Source organism: Ignavibacteria bacterium, assembly GCA_016873775.1.
Lineage (GTDB): Bacteria > Bacteroidota > Ignavibacteria > UBA10030 > F1-140-MAGs086 > JAGXRH01.
Genome location: VGWC01000021.1, coordinates 1 through 17,154 on the forward strand (window position 1 = coordinate 1; position 17,154 = coordinate 17,154).

Annotated in this window: 15 protein-coding genes; 3 read left to right on the top strand and 12 right to left on the bottom strand. The window is 37.8% G+C overall.

Annotation, left to right across the window (positions count from 1 at the left end; translation table 11 throughout):
- Window positions 1–54: 54 nt before the first annotated feature.
- From FJ218_04610 to FJ218_04665, 12 genes are all read right to left on the bottom strand, one after another.
- Entirely contained in the window at window positions 55–1,116 is a 1,062-nt protein-coding gene (locus tag FJ218_04610) for a uroporphyrinogen decarboxylase (protein MBM4166188.1), read from the bottom strand.
- A gap of 13 nt (window positions 1,117–1,129) precedes the next feature.
- Window positions 1,130–1,876 (bottom strand): uroporphyrinogen-III synthase, encoded by a 747-nt coding sequence (locus FJ218_04615; GenBank protein ID MBM4166189.1) that lies wholly within the window; start codon window positions 1,874–1,876, stop codon window positions 1,130–1,132.
- On the bottom strand, window positions 1,873–2,796 hold the full coding sequence (hemC, locus tag FJ218_04620; protein ID MBM4166190.1) for a hydroxymethylbilane synthase: 924 nt from the start codon (window positions 2,794–2,796) through the stop codon (window positions 1,873–1,875). The genes FJ218_04615 and hemC overlap by 4 nt, the downstream gene beginning before the upstream one ends.
- A gap of 143 nt (window positions 2,797–2,939) precedes the next feature.
- Entirely contained in the window at window positions 2,940–4,214 is a 1,275-nt protein-coding gene (locus tag FJ218_04625; protein ID MBM4166191.1) for a glutamyl-tRNA reductase, read from the bottom strand.
- 81 nt (window positions 4,215–4,295) lie between these two features.
- Window positions 4,296–5,117, bottom strand: coding sequence for a hypothetical protein (locus FJ218_04630; GenBank protein ID MBM4166192.1), 822 nt, complete (start codon window positions 5,115–5,117; stop codon window positions 4,296–4,298).
- Window positions 5,118–5,335: 218 nt separating this feature from the next.
- Window positions 5,336–6,367, bottom strand: coding sequence for a radical SAM protein (locus FJ218_04635; protein MBM4166193.1), 1,032 nt, complete (start codon window positions 6,365–6,367; stop codon window positions 5,336–5,338).
- 4 nt (window positions 6,368–6,371) lie between these two features.
- Entirely contained in the window at window positions 6,372–6,719 is a 348-nt protein-coding gene (locus tag FJ218_04640; protein ID MBM4166194.1) for a hypothetical protein, read from the bottom strand.
- Window positions 6,720–6,892: 173 nt separating this feature from the next.
- Window positions 6,893–8,410: a B12-binding domain-containing radical SAM protein gene (locus FJ218_04645; protein MBM4166195.1), complete on the bottom strand. Its 1,518-nt coding sequence runs from the start codon at window positions 8,408–8,410 to the stop codon at window positions 6,893–6,895.
- A gap of 45 nt (window positions 8,411–8,455) precedes the next feature.
- Window positions 8,456–8,674 (bottom strand): hypothetical protein, encoded by a 219-nt coding sequence (locus tag FJ218_04650; protein ID MBM4166196.1) that lies wholly within the window; start codon window positions 8,672–8,674, stop codon window positions 8,456–8,458.
- Window positions 8,675–9,331: 657 nt separating this feature from the next.
- Window positions 9,332–10,246, bottom strand: coding sequence for an alpha/beta hydrolase (locus FJ218_04655; GenBank protein ID MBM4166197.1), 915 nt, complete (start codon window positions 10,244–10,246; stop codon window positions 9,332–9,334).
- Window positions 10,247–10,248: 2 nt separating this feature from the next.
- A complete protein-coding gene (locus FJ218_04660; GenBank protein ID MBM4166198.1) occupies window positions 10,249–13,320 on the bottom strand; it encodes a beta-N-acetylglucosaminidase in 3,072 nt (1,023 codons plus the stop codon).
- A 1-nt stretch (window position 13,321) separates the two neighbouring features.
- Window positions 13,322–14,266 carry a hypothetical protein gene (locus FJ218_04665; GenBank protein ID MBM4166199.1) on the bottom strand — a complete coding sequence of 315 codons (945 nt, stop codon included), beginning with the start codon at window positions 14,264–14,266 and terminating at the stop codon, window positions 13,322–13,324.
- A gap of 213 nt (window positions 14,267–14,479) precedes the next feature.
- Here FJ218_04665 and FJ218_04670 point away from each other — a divergent pair, with 213 nt between their 5' ends.
- The 3 genes from FJ218_04670 to FJ218_04680 all read left to right on the top strand — a co-directional run bounded on the left by FJ218_04670 (window position 14,480) and on the right by FJ218_04680 (window position 17,126).
- On the top strand, window positions 14,480–15,589 hold the full coding sequence (locus FJ218_04670) for a deoxyhypusine synthase (protein ID MBM4166200.1): 1,110 nt from the start codon (window positions 14,480–14,482) through the stop codon (window positions 15,587–15,589).
- A gap of 84 nt (window positions 15,590–15,673) precedes the next feature.
- A complete protein-coding gene (locus tag FJ218_04675) occupies window positions 15,674–15,874 on the top strand; it encodes a histone H1 (GenBank protein MBM4166201.1) in 201 nt (66 codons plus the stop codon).
- The gene (locus FJ218_04680) at window positions 15,864–17,126 is read left to right on the top strand and encodes a membrane dipeptidase (protein ID MBM4166202.1); all 1,263 of its coding nucleotides are present in this window, start codon (window positions 15,864–15,866) and stop codon (window positions 17,124–17,126) included. The genes FJ218_04675 and FJ218_04680 overlap by 11 nt, the downstream gene beginning before the upstream one ends.
- Window positions 17,127–17,154 lie beyond the last annotated feature (28 nt).

The following is a 17,154-nucleotide window of genomic DNA, read 5'->3' on the forward strand; positions in this document are numbered from 1 at the left end:
AGTTGCTGGAAGTATGATTGTGCTTTTTCTTTCATATCAACTATTCGCACAAACTTATCCGTGATGATACTTTTTACTTTCTTGTCTCACCGTCTCAACAAGCAACTTTGCATTTTCTACCGGCGTGTTGGGCAAAATTCCGTGACCAAGATTGAAAATATGTCCATCGCCGCTTCCGAATTTTTCTAAAATCGTTTTCGTTGCTGAAATTATTTTTTCCGATTTAGAAAGTAACATTATCGGGTCAAAATTTCCTTGCAGCGCAGTTCTTCCGCCGACAATATATTTCGCAACAGAAATATCCATCGTCCAATCCACGCCAACAACATCGCAATTTGTTTTTACTAAATCATCGAGCCACATTCCGCTGCCTTTCGAAAAAAAAATAATCGGAATCGTGTTCCCGAATTTTTCTTTTACATCAAAAATAATTTTCTGAACATAACGCAAAGAAAATTCCCGCAACTCTTCATAACCCAACATTCCTCCCCACGTATCAAAAATTTGTATTGCATCAGCACCGGCATTTATTTTTGCAATTAAATATTGCGAAACAGCAGAAGAAATTTTCTCCAACAATTTGTGCGAAAGTTTCGGCTCGTTGAACAACATTGTTTTCGCTTTCACAAAATCTTTCGTTCCGTTTCCCTCGACCATATATGCAAACAATGTCCACGGCGAACCGGAAAAACCAATGAGCGGAACGCGATTGTTCAATATTTTTTTTGTCAGCGAAACTGCATCGAGAACGTATTTCAATTTATCCGATGGTTCGGGAATAATCAATTTGTCAATGTCGCTTTCTGAAGAAATTGCTGTTTCAAATTTTGGTCCGCTTCCCTCGTTCACGAATAATTTCATCCCCATCGCTTCTGGAATCACGAGAATGTCAGAAAAAATTATTGCCGCATCCACGCCGACAATATCTACAGGTTGCATCGTAACTTCTGCGGCGAGTTCGGGCGTTTTGCACATCGTAAGAAAATCATATTTCGCTCGCACTGCGCGGTATTCGGGCAAATATCTTCCTGCTTGCCGCATCATCCAAATCGGCGTGCGCTCTGCATGTTGTTGAAAGCACGCTCGAAGAAATAAATTGTTTGAAAATTTTTGCATTAAAGATTTCTGATTATTGAATTGAGTTTAATGATTGTTGAAAAATATTTTCGATAAATTGAATTTGATTTGAAGAGAATCCATTTTTCACACATGCTCTTTTTGTCGTTTCTCCAATTACTGCGATGGTAATTTTTGTGTTGTGAATTGTAGTCGGAAATTCTTCAAGAAAATATTTTACGCTCGACGGAGAGAAAAATGTAATGATGCCAATAAGATTGTGCAAAAACTGAAATTGAATTTCTTTTTTCATTGATTCGTTGACAGTTGTTTTCACCGTTTGATAAACAATGATTGAATCAAGGCGCATATTGTTTTCCCCAAACGTATTTTCTATGGTTGAATCAGTTAAATTACCATGAGGAAATAGAAAGTTCTTATCTATTCCATTCGATTCAGTTATGATTTTCTTTGCTAATTCTTTTGAATCAAATTTTTCAGGTAAGGTTGAAACGGCGAATCCGTAATTAGAAATTATTTCTTGCGTTTTATTTCCAACAACATGAAATGTTTTTCCTGAAAGTTTTTGAAGCGGAAAATATTTTTCAAATCGCTTAAAGAAAAATTCTACTCCGTTTGTGCTTGTGAAAATTAAGTCCGTGTAGTTTTCGATTTGTCGAATTGCGTTGTCTGTTTCGTCCCAAGAATTCGGTTCGGCAATTTCAATCGTCGGGAAAAAGATTGGCTCGTGGTGCAAAGTAATAAGTTGATTCGCAAATTCTTTCGATTGTTCTTTCGCGCGAGTAATTAAAACCTTCATTTGCGAATTTCTTCAAGAATTTTATCTCCGCCTTTTGCAAGCAACGTTTCTGCAAGTGAAATTCCGAGCAATTCTGCTTCATCAATTATTCCACTTATCGAATAGCGAAGTAATATTTTACCATTTAAACTTGCAATCATTCCTTGCAAAAAAAGTTTTTCATTTACTACAGTTGCGTTTGCTCCAATTGGGATTTGACAACCTCCTTCAAGTCGTCGGAGAAATGAACGCTCTGATTTTGTCGCAATTTCCGCTTCACTGTGATTGATTGTTGCGACAACCTGTTTTGAAATTTCATCTTCGTTTCGTGTTTCAATTCCGATTGCCGCTTGTCCAACTGCAGGCAGTAAAATTTCCGTAGAAACAATTTCTGAAATTCGTTCTTCGTAATTCATTCGTTTCACGCCAGCATACGCAAGAAGCATCGCATTCCAATTCGATTCATCGAATTTTTTGAACCGCGTATCAACATTGCCACGTAAGTCAACTATTTGTAAATCGTTTCTGTAATGCAGCAATTGCGACGTTCTTCGTAAACTTCCCGTTGCAACGATTGCATTTTTCGGAAGTTCTGAAAGTTTCATATTATTTTTGGAAATCAAAACATCGTTTGGTTTCTCTCGTTCTAAAACGCTTGCTAACAATAGTCCATCCGGAAGTTGTGTGGGTAAATCTTTTAAACTGTGAACAGCAAAATCAATTTCTTTTTTGAGTAAAGCGTTTTCCAATTCTTTTGTGAACAATGCTTTGTCTCCGATTTGAGAAAGCGGCGAATCAAGAATTTTATCTCCGGTCGTTTTGATAATGTTGATTTCAAAAATAATTTCGGGGAAATATTTTTCGAGTTGCGTTTTGACAAAATTCGTTTGCCACAATGCGAGTTTGCTTCCGCGTGTTCCGATGATGAGTTTTGTTTTCATATTCCATTTCCCTAAACCATAAATGGTTTCACTGGGCAAAGAAAGTCAGATAAATCTGACTGATGATAAATGAGAGAGTAGAGAAACATTTTTGATTCTTTCTTTGTTCAGTGTGAATATTTATATTCACGAAAGACTGAATTTTATTCGACATTCTTTTTTTTCAATCCAAACAAGTGTTTCACAAACATATTCATTGTACGAGTATCAAAATTTGTTTGTCCGTTTATTTCTTTCATACTTACTGTTGGCGTATGCAAAATTTTATTGATAATGGATTTTGTTACCATATCAACTTTTTCTAATTCGCTTGAAGAAAGTTTATTTCTATTTTTTTCGATTTCACTTGTGCGAATTTCTTCAAATCTATCGCGAAGCATTTTAATTGTTGGCGTAATATCAAGCGACTGATACCATTGAATGAAATCGCGCAATTCTTCTTCTATTATTTTTTGCACTTTCGGAATTTCTGCAATTCGCCGTTCACGATTGGTGTGAGAAATGAGTTCGAGCGAATCCATATCATCAAGAAAAACGTTTTCAATTTCGCGTACGCTTGGTTCAATATTCCGTGGAACGCCAATATCAATGATGAGCAACGGCTTTGATGAACGCAACGTCATCGCTTTCTTTATTTGTTGCGAAGTCAAAATAAAATCCGGTGTATTGATAGAACTAATTACAATATCAACGTCGCGCAGTTTTTCCGTAATTGCTTCAAGTGGTATTGCTTTTCCTTTAAACTCACTCGCAAGTTTTTCTGCTTTCTCCAACGTGCGATTTGCGATGGTAATATCAGTAACGCCACGAGCGAATAAATTTTTTGCAGAGAGTTCCGCCGTTTCTCCGGCGCCAATTAATAATGCTTTCTTTTTGGAAAGGTCAGCGAATATTTTTTCGGAAAGTTCGACTGCGGCGTAACTTATAGAAACTGCGCCATCGCTGATTTTCGTTTCTGTTCGCGCGCGTTTTCCAACTCGCAATGCTGAATGAAACATGTGATGCATCAATGTTCCCGCAGTTTCTTTTTCCACAGCGAGTTCATACGCTTCTTTTACTTGTTTTAAAATTTGGTCTTCTCCAACAAGCAAGGAATCAATTCCCGCAGCAACTTCAAAAATATGACGCACGGCTTCAAACGAATGTTGCGTGTAGAAATGATTATTGGAAATCGTGTCTTGTGCCGATTTATGTTCAATCAAATAATTGATGATGTTTTCCGGTTTTTCATTTTCCGTTTCAACAACACCAACGAGTTCCGTGCGATTACACGTTGAAAGTAACACTCCCTCTTTCAAATACTGATGAACGAGTTCCGGCAAAATCGGGCGCGCTTCGTCGAGAGTGTAATACAACTTCTCGCGGATTTCTACTGACGCGGTTTTGTGATTGAGGCCGATGAGTACTAATTCATTCATTTGAAAAAGTTATTTGTCATTTGTTATTTGTTATTAGTAATAAGTTGTTCACGAATGACTAATGACAAATTACAAATGACTTTAGTAAAACTTATGAAATCCGGAAATAACATTCGACAATGCCATCGAAAGAAATGTAACGAGAAAACCAATCATCGAGAGAATAGCAATTCTTCTTCCTTGAAAACCGACAAACTTTTTCGCTGCAAGTCCAACAGCATATAAAAGCCAAATAAAAAATGTTCCGAGAACTTTTGCATCGGAATAACAAATTTCTGGAAACGCTTGCGGCAACCACACAAAACCAATTCCGATAACGAGCGAGAGAGCAACAAATCCGACAATAATTGCTTTTAAAGTGAGCGTTTCTAACGATTCAAGATTTGGAAGGTTGCGATAAATATTATCGAATGTACGCGTGCGAATTTTTTTATACAACATTACATAAAGCAAACCGTAAATTGCAGAAAGCGCAAACGCAGAATAACCGAGCAACGCAGAAACAATATGAAAGGCGAGCAATTCGCTTTGCAAAATATCGTTCATTCCATAGTGATTCGGGGCGAAGATAGAAGAAGTTGAAACGAGAACACTGGAAATAATAAGAACAAAAAATCCTGTGTTTTTTACCCCGGAAATTATTTCTGTAAAAATGTACGCGCCCGCGAGTGTGAATCCAAGAACGCCCAGCAATTCAAGTGAAGACGTTACGGGAATGTGTTGTAATTCAGCGGTTCGTAAAATGAAAAAAATGCAATGTAAGAGCAGTGTGACACCAAGATATAACGTCTTCAGTGTGCCGGACCGAGTATCGTTATTAAAAAATTCACGGCCATATCTCCACGAAGTTGCCAGATAAAGCAAGGGAACAAGATATTGTAGGGCGATGATAGTGAATGGCATTTGTAATTCAAAATTTCGGCGAAAAATATACGAAGACGAGTTCGATTACCTTCTTGGAAAGTTTCTCAAAGATGAAATTTATGAGGAATATTTTTGAGAATCGCAGTGTGAACATTGATAAAATTCGCTTAAATGGTTTTTGTTTCACAATTAGAAGCGAGATTCAATTAGAATAATATCAAGTTGTATGCCAAATTATGATTGAGGCAGAACCAAAATTAAAATGGATCAAGTAAAGCAGCAAACGGCTGAATATGCAATGAACACACACACGTTTTGCATCGTTCAAGAGAATAATTCTTTACGTCGTTTCTTGTCTTTCTAATGATGGAATTATTGAGCAACGAATTGAATGAATCGTTGCGAACATTTCCAAATTGCGGAAGGAAAAAGCATGGCTGCATTTCTCCCGTTGAAGTAATTACTGTTGAAACATTCGGTGCGTTGCAATGCACAAGCGGAAAAGAATTTTTACCGAGCAATGCTTCAAAATATTGTACACGGTTTCGTAACGATTGCGGAGAATCGGAAATAAATTTTGTTTCGAAGTCGGTTTTGTGTTTTGTAGTGAGTTCTTCGATGCTTGCGCGAAATTCTTTTACTTCGTATTCGTTTAACATTATTTCTTCCTTGTTTGCAATTTCATCTTTATTGAATCTTCCAAAACTATCGGAAAGAACATCGGCGGAAAGAAACGAAATGCGATTGACATTCCACGATTTCGCAACGTTAATCATTTTTGAAATTAGGCGAAAATTTTTCTTCTGAATAACATAACGAATTGAAAGTTGTGGATGATATTTTTGTGTTGCAACTTTTTTTATTCCCTTTTCAATTTGAGCGAATGCTTCCAAACCGCGAATGGCATTGTGTATTTCTGCATTCGGTCCATCGAGTGAGATAATAATTTCTGAAAAATATTTTCCAACTTCATCATAACGTTTTTCGAGAAGTAATCCGTTGGTGAGTAATGTTTGTTTTACGTTGAGTTGAGAAAACGTTTCGCAAATCGATGGAAAATCTTTTCGCAGTAATGGTTCGCCGCCGGAATAAACGATATGCCGTAAATCAAAATTTTTAAGTTGTTGCGCGAGTTGTCGAATTTCAGAAAGCGAAAGTTCATTTGGCAACGGCTCGCGATACGAACACATTACACATTGCAAATTACATCCTTCCGTTACATAAAGAATAACAATCGGAAGCGAATAAGCGCGATTGGAAAGCGTGTTGAGAAAAGCGCGAAAGTTCACTGTTCTAAAACTTGTACTTTACTAACGGGAAAATCGGCTCACTTTTATCTGGCTCGTGAATTCGCACCATAATTGTTCCCGTACTATCTTTACTCCCTTGTAAATACAAATCTTTCAGCAGAGACAAATCGAAAATTAGTTTTTCAGTAATAATCATTTTGCAATTACTTTCATAATGAATGCCTTTTGAAAGATATAATTCCGCTTGAGCCGGAAGAGATTCAAGAAATACTTTATATCCGTACAGCGAAAAACTATCTTGTTCACAGCTTGCATAACTCACGAAAAGTTGTAATGAATCAGCAACTATAAACGTCGAATCAATTGTAACTTCATCGGAAAATAAATTCACTGAGTCTCTATCATCGAAAAGAATAATTGATCCAGTTTGTGAAACTTTGTATAACTGTTGCGCAAAAGTTGTATTTCCATAGAAAACAAAAATTGCAATTGATGTTGAAACGAAAAATATTTTTCTCGTACAAATTTTTTTGAAACCTAACATCTAAAACCTAAAACCCAATTTCAAAACCCTTCCAACTCCGGCTGACGATATTTCAACCAAAATTTTTGCAACGCTTTTATTTCGTACGGAAAATCGTAAAGTTGCAATTTGTAGCGGAACGAAGAAACTGCGCTGATTATATTGCGTTTGAGCGGCGTGAGTTTTATGTCAGAAAGCGTTGGATGATAACCGTTCAACACCGTTTCAAAGTTTTTTATTTTATCAATCATAGAGGGTTTGAGCCAAGGCGTGAGCGGATTTTTTCGTAAGTCAAAATTTTCCCACTGCGGCGAAATCCAATCCTCCAATTTTTCGGGAAAATGAAATCCCGATTGCTTAACTTCCTCGTAAAGTTCAGAACCTTCCGTCGGCACGGGACTTAAAACATAAATAATAATTTCCGTATCGGGATTGATTTCTTTGATGGTGCGAATAAAATTGATGTCCTCATCAATTTGTTTGTTCACTTCTTCTTCCGTGTCGGCGGGAGTTCCCAGCACAAACGAATATTCAGGAATAATATCAAAGCGTTTCATTCGCGCGGCAAACTTTTTTATCTGTGCGCCGGTTTGCGTTCCGCCTTTATCCATTTTTTTCAGAATCGCATCGTTGCCTGTTTCTGCGCCGAAGAAAATCATTTTACATCCAGATTCGCGCATCGTTGCTAAACTTTCATCGGAATATTTATCGATCGTATCAATGCGTCCTTCGCCCCACCAAATCATTTTTTCTTTATTGACGAGTTGTGAAAATTCCACCGTGCGTTTTTCCGAAACAAAAAAATTGTTGTCGTGAAACTCAATCGCATTGCCGCCGAATTGTTCTTTCAAATATTTGATGTCGTTGTAAATTAGTTGCGCGGATTTTCCTTTCCATCGCGCGTTGTAAATCGGGACGACAGCGCAAAATGAACACGTGAACGGACAACCGAAACTCGAGTGATATGCAATGGTTTTTGTTCCAAGAAAAGTTTTGCCAAGATACTTTTTGATGTTGTAAAAATTGTTCAACTTTTCGTAGGGCAATGCGGGAAGAGAATCTTGCTCGTAAATTTCATCTTTCGGTGTGATGACGATTTCATTTCCTTTTTTGAAAATGAGATTGTGCAAATGTTCGTACGGAGTATTGTTTTCAAACGCATCAATGAGTTCGGGAAAAACTTTATCACCCGGACCATTGATAATAAAATCGACGAAACCGGAATTTAAAACGACGTTTGGTTGATTGCTCGGAAAATATCCTCCCCATATAATTTTTATATTCGGAAATTTCTCGCGAATAATTTTTGAAAACGGAATCGCTTGTTTGAGTTGCGGTCCCGGCATTGTTGTGCAACCGAAATATCCGAACTCATTGCTTTCGAGATGAGAAAGAATTTTTGAAAACGCATCGCACTCGAGATTTCCATCAACAATAACCCAATCGTACAATCTATCAATCGAAGCCGCAACTTGCAACACGGAATTTGGAATACGCGGTTTGTGTTCTGCTGCGCGCGGATTGAAAAGGAGGATTTTATTTTTTTTGGGGGATGACATCTGCAAAGGAATGAAAGAAAAGAACTAATGAAGAAGAGAAAACTTCTAAAGAGTTTTCACTTCTGCAATAGTAATGAAAATGTCAAGTTGCTCAAACATTTCCTTCAGTTTTTCTTTATAGTTATGAAAAAATTTTCTTACCATTTCGCTTTCCTCTGTAGCAATTTCTATTTTTACTATTTGGTCTTTATATTTTACACCTTCATACAACCAAATTCCTTTCATCGGTGCTTTATCCGAACCCATTGTTATTCCTCCAAACACGGCAACGAGGTCTTTTTCAACTTCTTCAAATTTTTCGATTTATATATTTCTTCCATCATTGTATTGCATTGGAAGATATATCGTGTACAGTTTCATTCAATTTATTTCGAAGCAGCGTACGCACTTGGAGTTGGAAAATGAATTTGATGCATATCCACTTTTTTAAAAGGAATTTTTTTTCGTTTGAGAATTTGAATCTGTTCTATTGAAACGGAATATATATTTGAAGGAAAGCACTTTGTCGGACTGTGCGTAAATAAAAGCCACAGTGCTTGAGCGTTATATTCCGGGGGGATTTGAATGTATTCCATAAAATAAAATGTTAGTTGAAAGTGTAATTAATTCGTGCAAAAAATACGAGAAAGTGAATGAAACAAAAACTTACTCAATAGATGGATACCATTTTCAAAATGATGTCCATCTTTTTACTTCAACGCTTTGATTACTGCATCGTGCAACAATGGTCGCACGTCACGGATTTTCAAATTCGCTCTCGTCGGAAAAGTTCTGTTCGTCAAAAAGATGACGAATAAATTACTTTCTATACCCATACAATCAAATTGCAGAGAGAATCTTGAAAAGCATTTAACCATCAAACCGATTTGTAGATTTTTTAATCAAAAAAAACAAATGATAGATTATATCGTATCATAATTTTCACCGTTGTTTTCCATAAAGTTTTTTTGCAACAATTTCCGTTAATTCGTTTATCAATTCTTGTTCGCCCGGCGTCACGTGCTTGCTTGTATGTCGAATCCACTCTTTCGGTTCTTGTGCATTTCGATACAATGATTCTACAGATGAACGAGGAAAAAACGTATCCGATTCTCCGCTAACAAGTAATAACGGACGGGGAGAAAAAAAACTGATGTATTTGTTCGGTTCGAAATCTGAATAGAGCCACATTCCCAACCATCCCGCAAGAAACGGAGGAATTGGGATTTGGAGTCGTGTTGCATTCGCGTTGAGAATTTCATACATATCTCCTCCCGCCTGAATCACCACAAGTCGTTTCACGCGTTGGTCAAGCACAGAAACAGGAACTCCTGTGAACACGCCGAAACTAACTGCTGCCAGCGTTATATCATTAGTATCAACGAGTGGATGACGGGCGAGGTAATCCATACAAAGCAGAAGGCGGGGAATGGTGCTGTGTGCATTTTCTTTCATCGCAAACGGTGTCGAAAAAAGTTTGGTGCCGGAAAAATCCCACGGTGCGATTGCAGGATAATCAATTGCAGCAACGATAACACTATCGAATCCTTCAATCATTTTCACGACCTCTTTTCCTGTTTCGATACCTACCACAAGAAATGCAAGCGGAAATTTTCTTGATGAAGTTTTTGGTGTGCGAATTCTTCCCGTAATGGTATCTCTGCTCGTGCTTTCCAAAGTAAATGTCTCGATGATTGTCGTTTCAGTTTCTTCGAAAAGAGAAATAGTGATGCGAGAAAGTGAATCTCGTTGGTGCAGATATTGATTGAGAAATGAAGGGAGTTGCGTAAAAACGGGTTTCACAACGAGAAGAAGTAAACAAAAAATTTTAAATGATGGAATAGAAAATAAACTCATTACTATTTGAGACTTTTTACTACTGCATCGTGTAACATCGGGCGAACGTTTCTGATTTTTGTATTTGCGCGTGTCGGAAAAGTTCTATTTGTTAAAAAAATCACGAACAAATTTCTTTCTTTATCAACCCAAATTGATGTTCCGGTAAATCCTGTATGTCCGAAAGAATTTTGCGAAAACAAATTTCCTGCTGTGCTGTAACCGTTCGCTGTTTTCAAATCCCAACCAAGCGCACGATTTGATTTTTCGTTTTGTTTTGAAGTAAATAAATCAATCGTTTCTTTTTTGAAATATTGTTTGCCGGCGTATGTTCCGCCGTTTAAAATCATTTGCATAAAAATTGCCAAATCATTTGCAGTAGAAAATAATCCCGCGTGTCCGGCAACTCCGCCGAGCATTGCAGAAGTTTCATCGTGAACACTTCCTTGCACGGTTTTCAATCGCCACGTTGTATCAATTTCTGTCGGCGCGCAATTTTCAGAATCGTATTTCGATGGAGTGAAAAATGTACGCTTCATTCGTAACGGTTCAAAGAAATTTTCTTTGCAAAATTTGTCGAATTTTTTTCCAGAAATCGTTTCAACGATTTTTCCGAGCGTAATAAAATTGAAATCACTGTATAACGTTGAATCTCCCGGATTGAAAAACAATTCGCTTGCATAAATCGAATCAAGAACTTCACTTGCTTTCATTTGCGGATTCATTTTGTAAAACTGTTTGAACGCAGGCAATCCACTATTGTGTAAAAGCAAATTGCGAATCGTGATGTTGCTTTTTTCATTCAGAGCAAATTGCGGAATAAATTTTATCACTGAATCATCGAGCGAAATTTTTTTCTCTTCGTATAATTTCATAATTGCAGAAGTTGTAGCAATTACTTTCGTGAGCGACGCCAAATCGAAAAGTGTACTAGAATTTGTTTGCGCAGAATTTCTTTCATACGTCAATCGTCCGTACGAATTTTGTTTCACGACAATTCCATTTTTTACAACCACAATTTGTGCAGCAGGAAATGCAGAATCACGAATCGCATGAACAATCACCGAATCAACTTCATACAATTTTTCTTTGTTGAAATTTGCGGCAAGCGGAACATCTTTTCGCAATGTTGTTTGTGGAATTTGTAATCCTTCGCCGTACGCAAATGTTTTTGGAATTGTTACGGGAAGTTTTCCGCTTACTTCACTTTCGCCAAATAAAACTTCAACAGCAGATTCAATTGATGGCTCAACATCGGAATATGTTGCGATGAGAACGATTGCTTTGTTGAGTTTTGAAAACACATACGGATTGCCGAAAGAAATCATCGCCATCGGTTTTTCACTCACGGAAATTTTTTTCAACGCATCGAAAACTTCTTTCGTCATTCCAAACGTTTCGGAATTATTCGGTCGCAAAAACATTGGGCAAATTATCGCATCGTATTTTTTCACTTTATCAAACACATCATCAATATCTTCTTTGCTCGTGCGCGAATCGAACAAAACGGTTGTAACATTGTTCGCTCGCTTTTTTAACACTTCCGTGAAATACACATCGTAACGTTCTGTTGCTAATCTTCGCGTCGGACGATGAACATCAATTCTATAATCATCATTTGTTGCAACGCAAAGATTCAAAATTTTTTTATCACGAAATTGTTCAAACGGAAGAAGCGAATCGTTTTTCAACACCGTAATACTTTTTCGCGCAATTGTTTTCGCAACGAATTGATGTTCCATTGTATTAACTTTTTCCCGAATCGAATCAATGTTCGTCAGTTTATTTTTGTGCAATCCGAGTTGTTCTTTCAGTTTCAAAATTTTCAACACCGTTTGATTGATACGCGCTTCGGAAATTCTTCCAATGTTCACTGCATACAGAACAGAATCAATTGCAACGTCATCATCAACAGGACCAAGCAAAATATCGCTTCCCGTTTCTATTGCACGAATTGCAATTTCTCCATCGGAAAAATTTTTTCTGATTCCCTGCATTTCCAAACCATCGGTAATCACCAATCCGTTGAAGTGCAATTTATTTACAAGAAGATTTTCGATGACGTTGGAAGAAAGAGACGCGGGAATTTTTTTATCTGATTCAAGCGAAGGAATTGCAAGATGCGCAATCATCATTGATTTTACGCCGCTCGCAATAGCATTTTCAAACGGAACGAGTTCGAGCGAATCCAAACGCTGCAACGAAAATTTCAACAACGGCAAATCGCTGTGAGAATCAACATCCGTATCGCCGTGTCCGGGAAAATGTTTTGCGGTTGCAATAATTCCGTTGTCTTGCATTCCGCGAATCATCGCCGAACTCATTTGCGAAACGAGTTGCGGCGTTTCACCGAACGAACGATAATTGATGACAGGATTGAACGGATTGTTGTTCACATCAACGACCGGAGAAAAATTCATTTGCACACCAATAGCACGCGATTCTTCTGCAATAATTTTTCCCATTGCATATGCAAGCGAAGTATCACGCGTTGCACCAAGCGCCATCAAATGCGGAAAAGAAGTTCCGCGCCGAATGCGCATCGAAAGTCCCGTTTCAAAATCTGCGGCAACGAGAAGCGGAACATTTGCTTCTTTTTGCAAATCGTTGAGCAACGTTGCAACTTCGAGCAAATCACTTTGGAAAATTGCGATGCTTCCAATTTTTCTGTCGCGCACTAAATGCAAAAGCCGTTCGTATTCATTCGTTCCTTTTGCATAATAATACGCATACACTTTTGGCATTACGAGTTGTGCAACTTTTTCTTCGAGTGTGAGTTTTTGTAAAACAGAATCGCTCCAAGATTGTTGAGCATGGAGCGGAGAGCATAGAGCAAAGAGCAGAGAGCATAGAGCAAGGAGCGTGGAGCGTGGAGCAAATCCACTGAACATTTGGCGAATAGAGAATAACAAATGATGACTTAAAGATGTGACATAAAGATTTTTCATCTGCGGCAATTTGCGAAGTCTGCGGGAAATAGTTTCCCGCAAATCTCGCTGATGTACGCAGAGAGCCAATAGCAAAGAACCAATAGCCAACAGCAATTTTATTGTTCGTAATTCGTAATTGGTAATTCGTAATTGGAAATTTGTCATTTTACTTTTTCATTGAAATGAGAATCGCTCCGTGCGTTGCGGGAAATTTTGGTTTGCGTATTTCGAGTTGTGGAAAATAGTGTTTGATTTTTTCTTTGAGCATTTGTGAATAAAAATTTTCGTTTTCTAATAATCCACCGAGCAAAACAAGTGGAAGTTTTTCTGCATTGTGAAAATTATTGAACATCAAATGAAGTTGTTGCAGTAATTCATTGCAATGAAATTCTACAACAAACAAACTTTGAAAATCTTTTTCCTTCGCGAGTTGGATTACGATTGGCGCGAACGAAGCAAGAACAGTATTCGTATTTGAAATTTTTGACGGAAGTTCAACAACTGATTTTACGTTGAAGAATGATAACGCCGCATTCGTAAGTTCTGTTGGTTTAATTTTTCTATCGAAGGATTTTACAACTTCCTTCAACGCATCACGTGCAATTGCAAAACCGCTTCCTTCATCGCCGATAATTTTTCCCCAACCGCCGATGCGAAAGATTTGCGATGTTGGATTTGGGTTTTGAGAATCGTAATTCTTCCCAAATAATATAGAACCAGTTCCGGCAATCAAAACAATTCCGCTTTCATTGCCGAGCGCGGCTTCTACTGCAATTTCTGCATCGCTTGTTACTTTGATTTTTGCAGAAGTATTTCTTCGTAAAATTTTTCGCAATTCTTTTTTTAAGCGAAGTTGGTTTTGTTTGTTTCCTCCGCCAGCAGTTCCGATTGCAATGGAAGAAATTTCTTTCAACGGGCATTTTGCTTTTTTACTACAATCGGAAATTAAATTCAAAATTACTTTTGTTGCTTGCTCAAATCCGACAACATTCGGATTTGTTGCCTTTCCTTTTGTTTGCGAAAATATTTTTCCGTTTTCATTGCATAAGATTGCGGTAGATTTTGTTCCTCCGCCTTCGATGCCGATGAAATATTTTTTTCTTGAACTCATAAAATTTTGTAAAACTTATTGAAATCACTGAAAAAGGAAAAATACTCGTGAAGATTCCATGTAGTTATGATGAATTGAACGAAAGAAAACCTTGAAAATGCAAACATTACTTTTCCCTTTTTTTTAAAAAAAATCGCAATTTATTTGTTCCGCTTTCCAAAAACATTATATTTAACTTGTTTTTTAGAGAAAATAAAGGCAAGAAACTTTACTTTGAAGACCGAAAATTTTAAGCAACGTTTCTTTCATGGTAAACCCATTGAGAGAAATGCTATCCCGAAAAATATTTCAGTTGTAGAACTTGTTGACAAATATTTTAACGCGTATAACTCAGCGCGCTTGAAAGAAGTATGTCAATTATTATCGCAAAAAATGTTAGCGGGAAATTGTACTGTTGGTATGAGTTTAACTGGGGCATTAACGCCAGCGGGACTTGGAGGCACATGCATCGTTCCGTTGATGAAAGCCGGATTCGTTGATTGGATAGTTTCAACGGGAGCAAATATTTATCACGATACGCATTTTTCGATAGGACATGAATTGCACCGCGGAAAACCGTTCGTTGACGATACGGTGTTGAGAAAGCACGGTGTTATTCGGATCTATGATATTTTGTTCGATGAAGATGTGCTGTATTCGACGGATAAATTTTTTCGTGAACTTGTAAAACTTCAGGAATTTCAAAAAGAAATGGGAACGGCAGAACTTCATTTTCAATTAGGTAAATACGTTGCAGAACGTGAAAAGATTTTAGGTATAAAGAATATGAGTATGCTTTCTGCGGCGTATAAATATGGCGTTCCGATATACACTTCGTCCCCGGGAGATAGTTCGTTGGGAATGAATATCGCTCGTTTGGAATTTGAAGGGTACGCGGCGCGCATTGATGTCTTGCTCGATGTGAATGAAACGGCGGCAATAGTGTTGGAAGCAAAGCAAAGCGGAAAATCGAGTGGAGTATTGATTCTCGGTGGCGGTTCTCCGAAAAATTTTATGTTGCAAACGGAACCGCAAATTCAGGAAGTGTTCGGAATTCGAGAAAGCGGGCACGATTATTTTTTACAAATAACCGACGCGCGTTCAGATACGGGTGGACTATCGGGTGCGACGCCGAGTGAAGCAGTAAGTTGGGGAAAAATTGACCCGGAAAAACTTTCCGATTCCGTTGTTGCATATTTGGATACAACGGTTGCACTTCCCGTCATTACATCGTATGTACTTTCGCAATGTAGACCTCGAGCATTGAAGAAACTTTATTATCGGCGCGAAGAATTATTAGAAAATTTGAAGCGTTCGTTTTTGAAAGCAAATAAGAGATTGTGAACGACGAAAATTACCGTAAGTTTTTTTTAATTCATTCCATTGTTCTGCAATGGAAATTATTCAATAACAAATTACAATACACCAATGAACCGTTATCAAGAATTGATTGCACTTATCGAAACATTTCAAGAAGATTTCAGAAAATTTTATGAAAGAGGAAACGCTTCTGCTGGCGTTCGTGTGAGAAAACACATGGCGGATTTAAAACGCAAAGCACAGGAAATCCGTGAAGAAGTGCAATCGTTGAAGTTAGAAAAGAAAGAAGAAAAACAAAGTGAACCGTGAGCAATATGCCATCGGTCAACAGTTCTTTCGATTGAAATTTTTCTGCGCATTGCTGAAACAAAAGAAATCGTTTATTACTGTTTTTATCTTTTCTGCATTCGCGTTTACATTTACCATAGATTACGAATGGTTGCATTACAACGCAGTTGTTGTTGATACGCATAATGATGTGTTGCAGCGAATAATGAAAGGAGACGATATTTCCATACGTACGGAGAAAGGACACACAGATATTCCACGTTTGAAAGAAGGCGGTATTGATGTTCAAGTGTTTTCCGTATGGGTTCCACCGGAAAAAATTCCTCGTTCATACGAATATGCGAATGTAATGCTTGATTCGATGGAATCGCTTGTTCGTAGAAATTTAAGCAAGATTGCTATTGCGCGAGAGTCCCGGGAGGTTGCGTCTTTTATCAAACAGAAAAAACTTGTAGCCATTCTTGCAATGGAAGGTGCACATCCGCTCGAGGATACATTGGTCAATGAGAAACTTGAGTTGGAAAAACTCAATCACTTTTATGAACGTGGAATTCGTTCTATTACGCTTACGTGGAATAATAGTTTGAGTTGGGCAACTTCCGCAAAAGATGAAACGAACCTGGACAACCCTCCGAAGCGAAAAGGGCTTTCAACATTCGGTGAACAAATCGTGAAACGAATGAACGAACTTGGAATAATTGTAGATATTTCACACGTCGGCGAACAAACGTTTTATGATGTGTTGAACATTACAACGAAACCCGTGATTGCTTCGCATTCAAGTGTGTACAATTTGTGTCCTCACCGAAGAAACTTGAAAGACGAACAATTACGGACTATTGCAAACAATGGTGGAGTGGTGTTTATCAATTTTTTCCCGCTCTTTATTGACAGCACTTATGCAATAAAGGAACGCGCTATTCGTGAGAAGTATAAAAAAGAAATAGAAACGTTCAATAAAGACTCATCGGAAAATTCATTTGACCACGAACAGAAAATTTCCGAACTGTTGGAAAATGATTTGCGCGCAATCCGTCCGCCGCTTTCCTTGTTAATTGACCACATTGATTATGTTGCAAAACTTATTGGTGTTGAGCATGTGGGGCTCGGTTCCGATTTTGACGGGATAACAAATGTGCCGAACGAAATGGAAGATGCTACACGGTTTCTCAATATTACGCGAGAGTTAGTCAAACGCGGGTATACGGAATCAGATATCAGGAAAATACTTGGAGAAAATTTTTTGCGTGTGTTTCGCGAAGTATGCGGATAAAAAAACACTGAATGACTATCGTCTATAA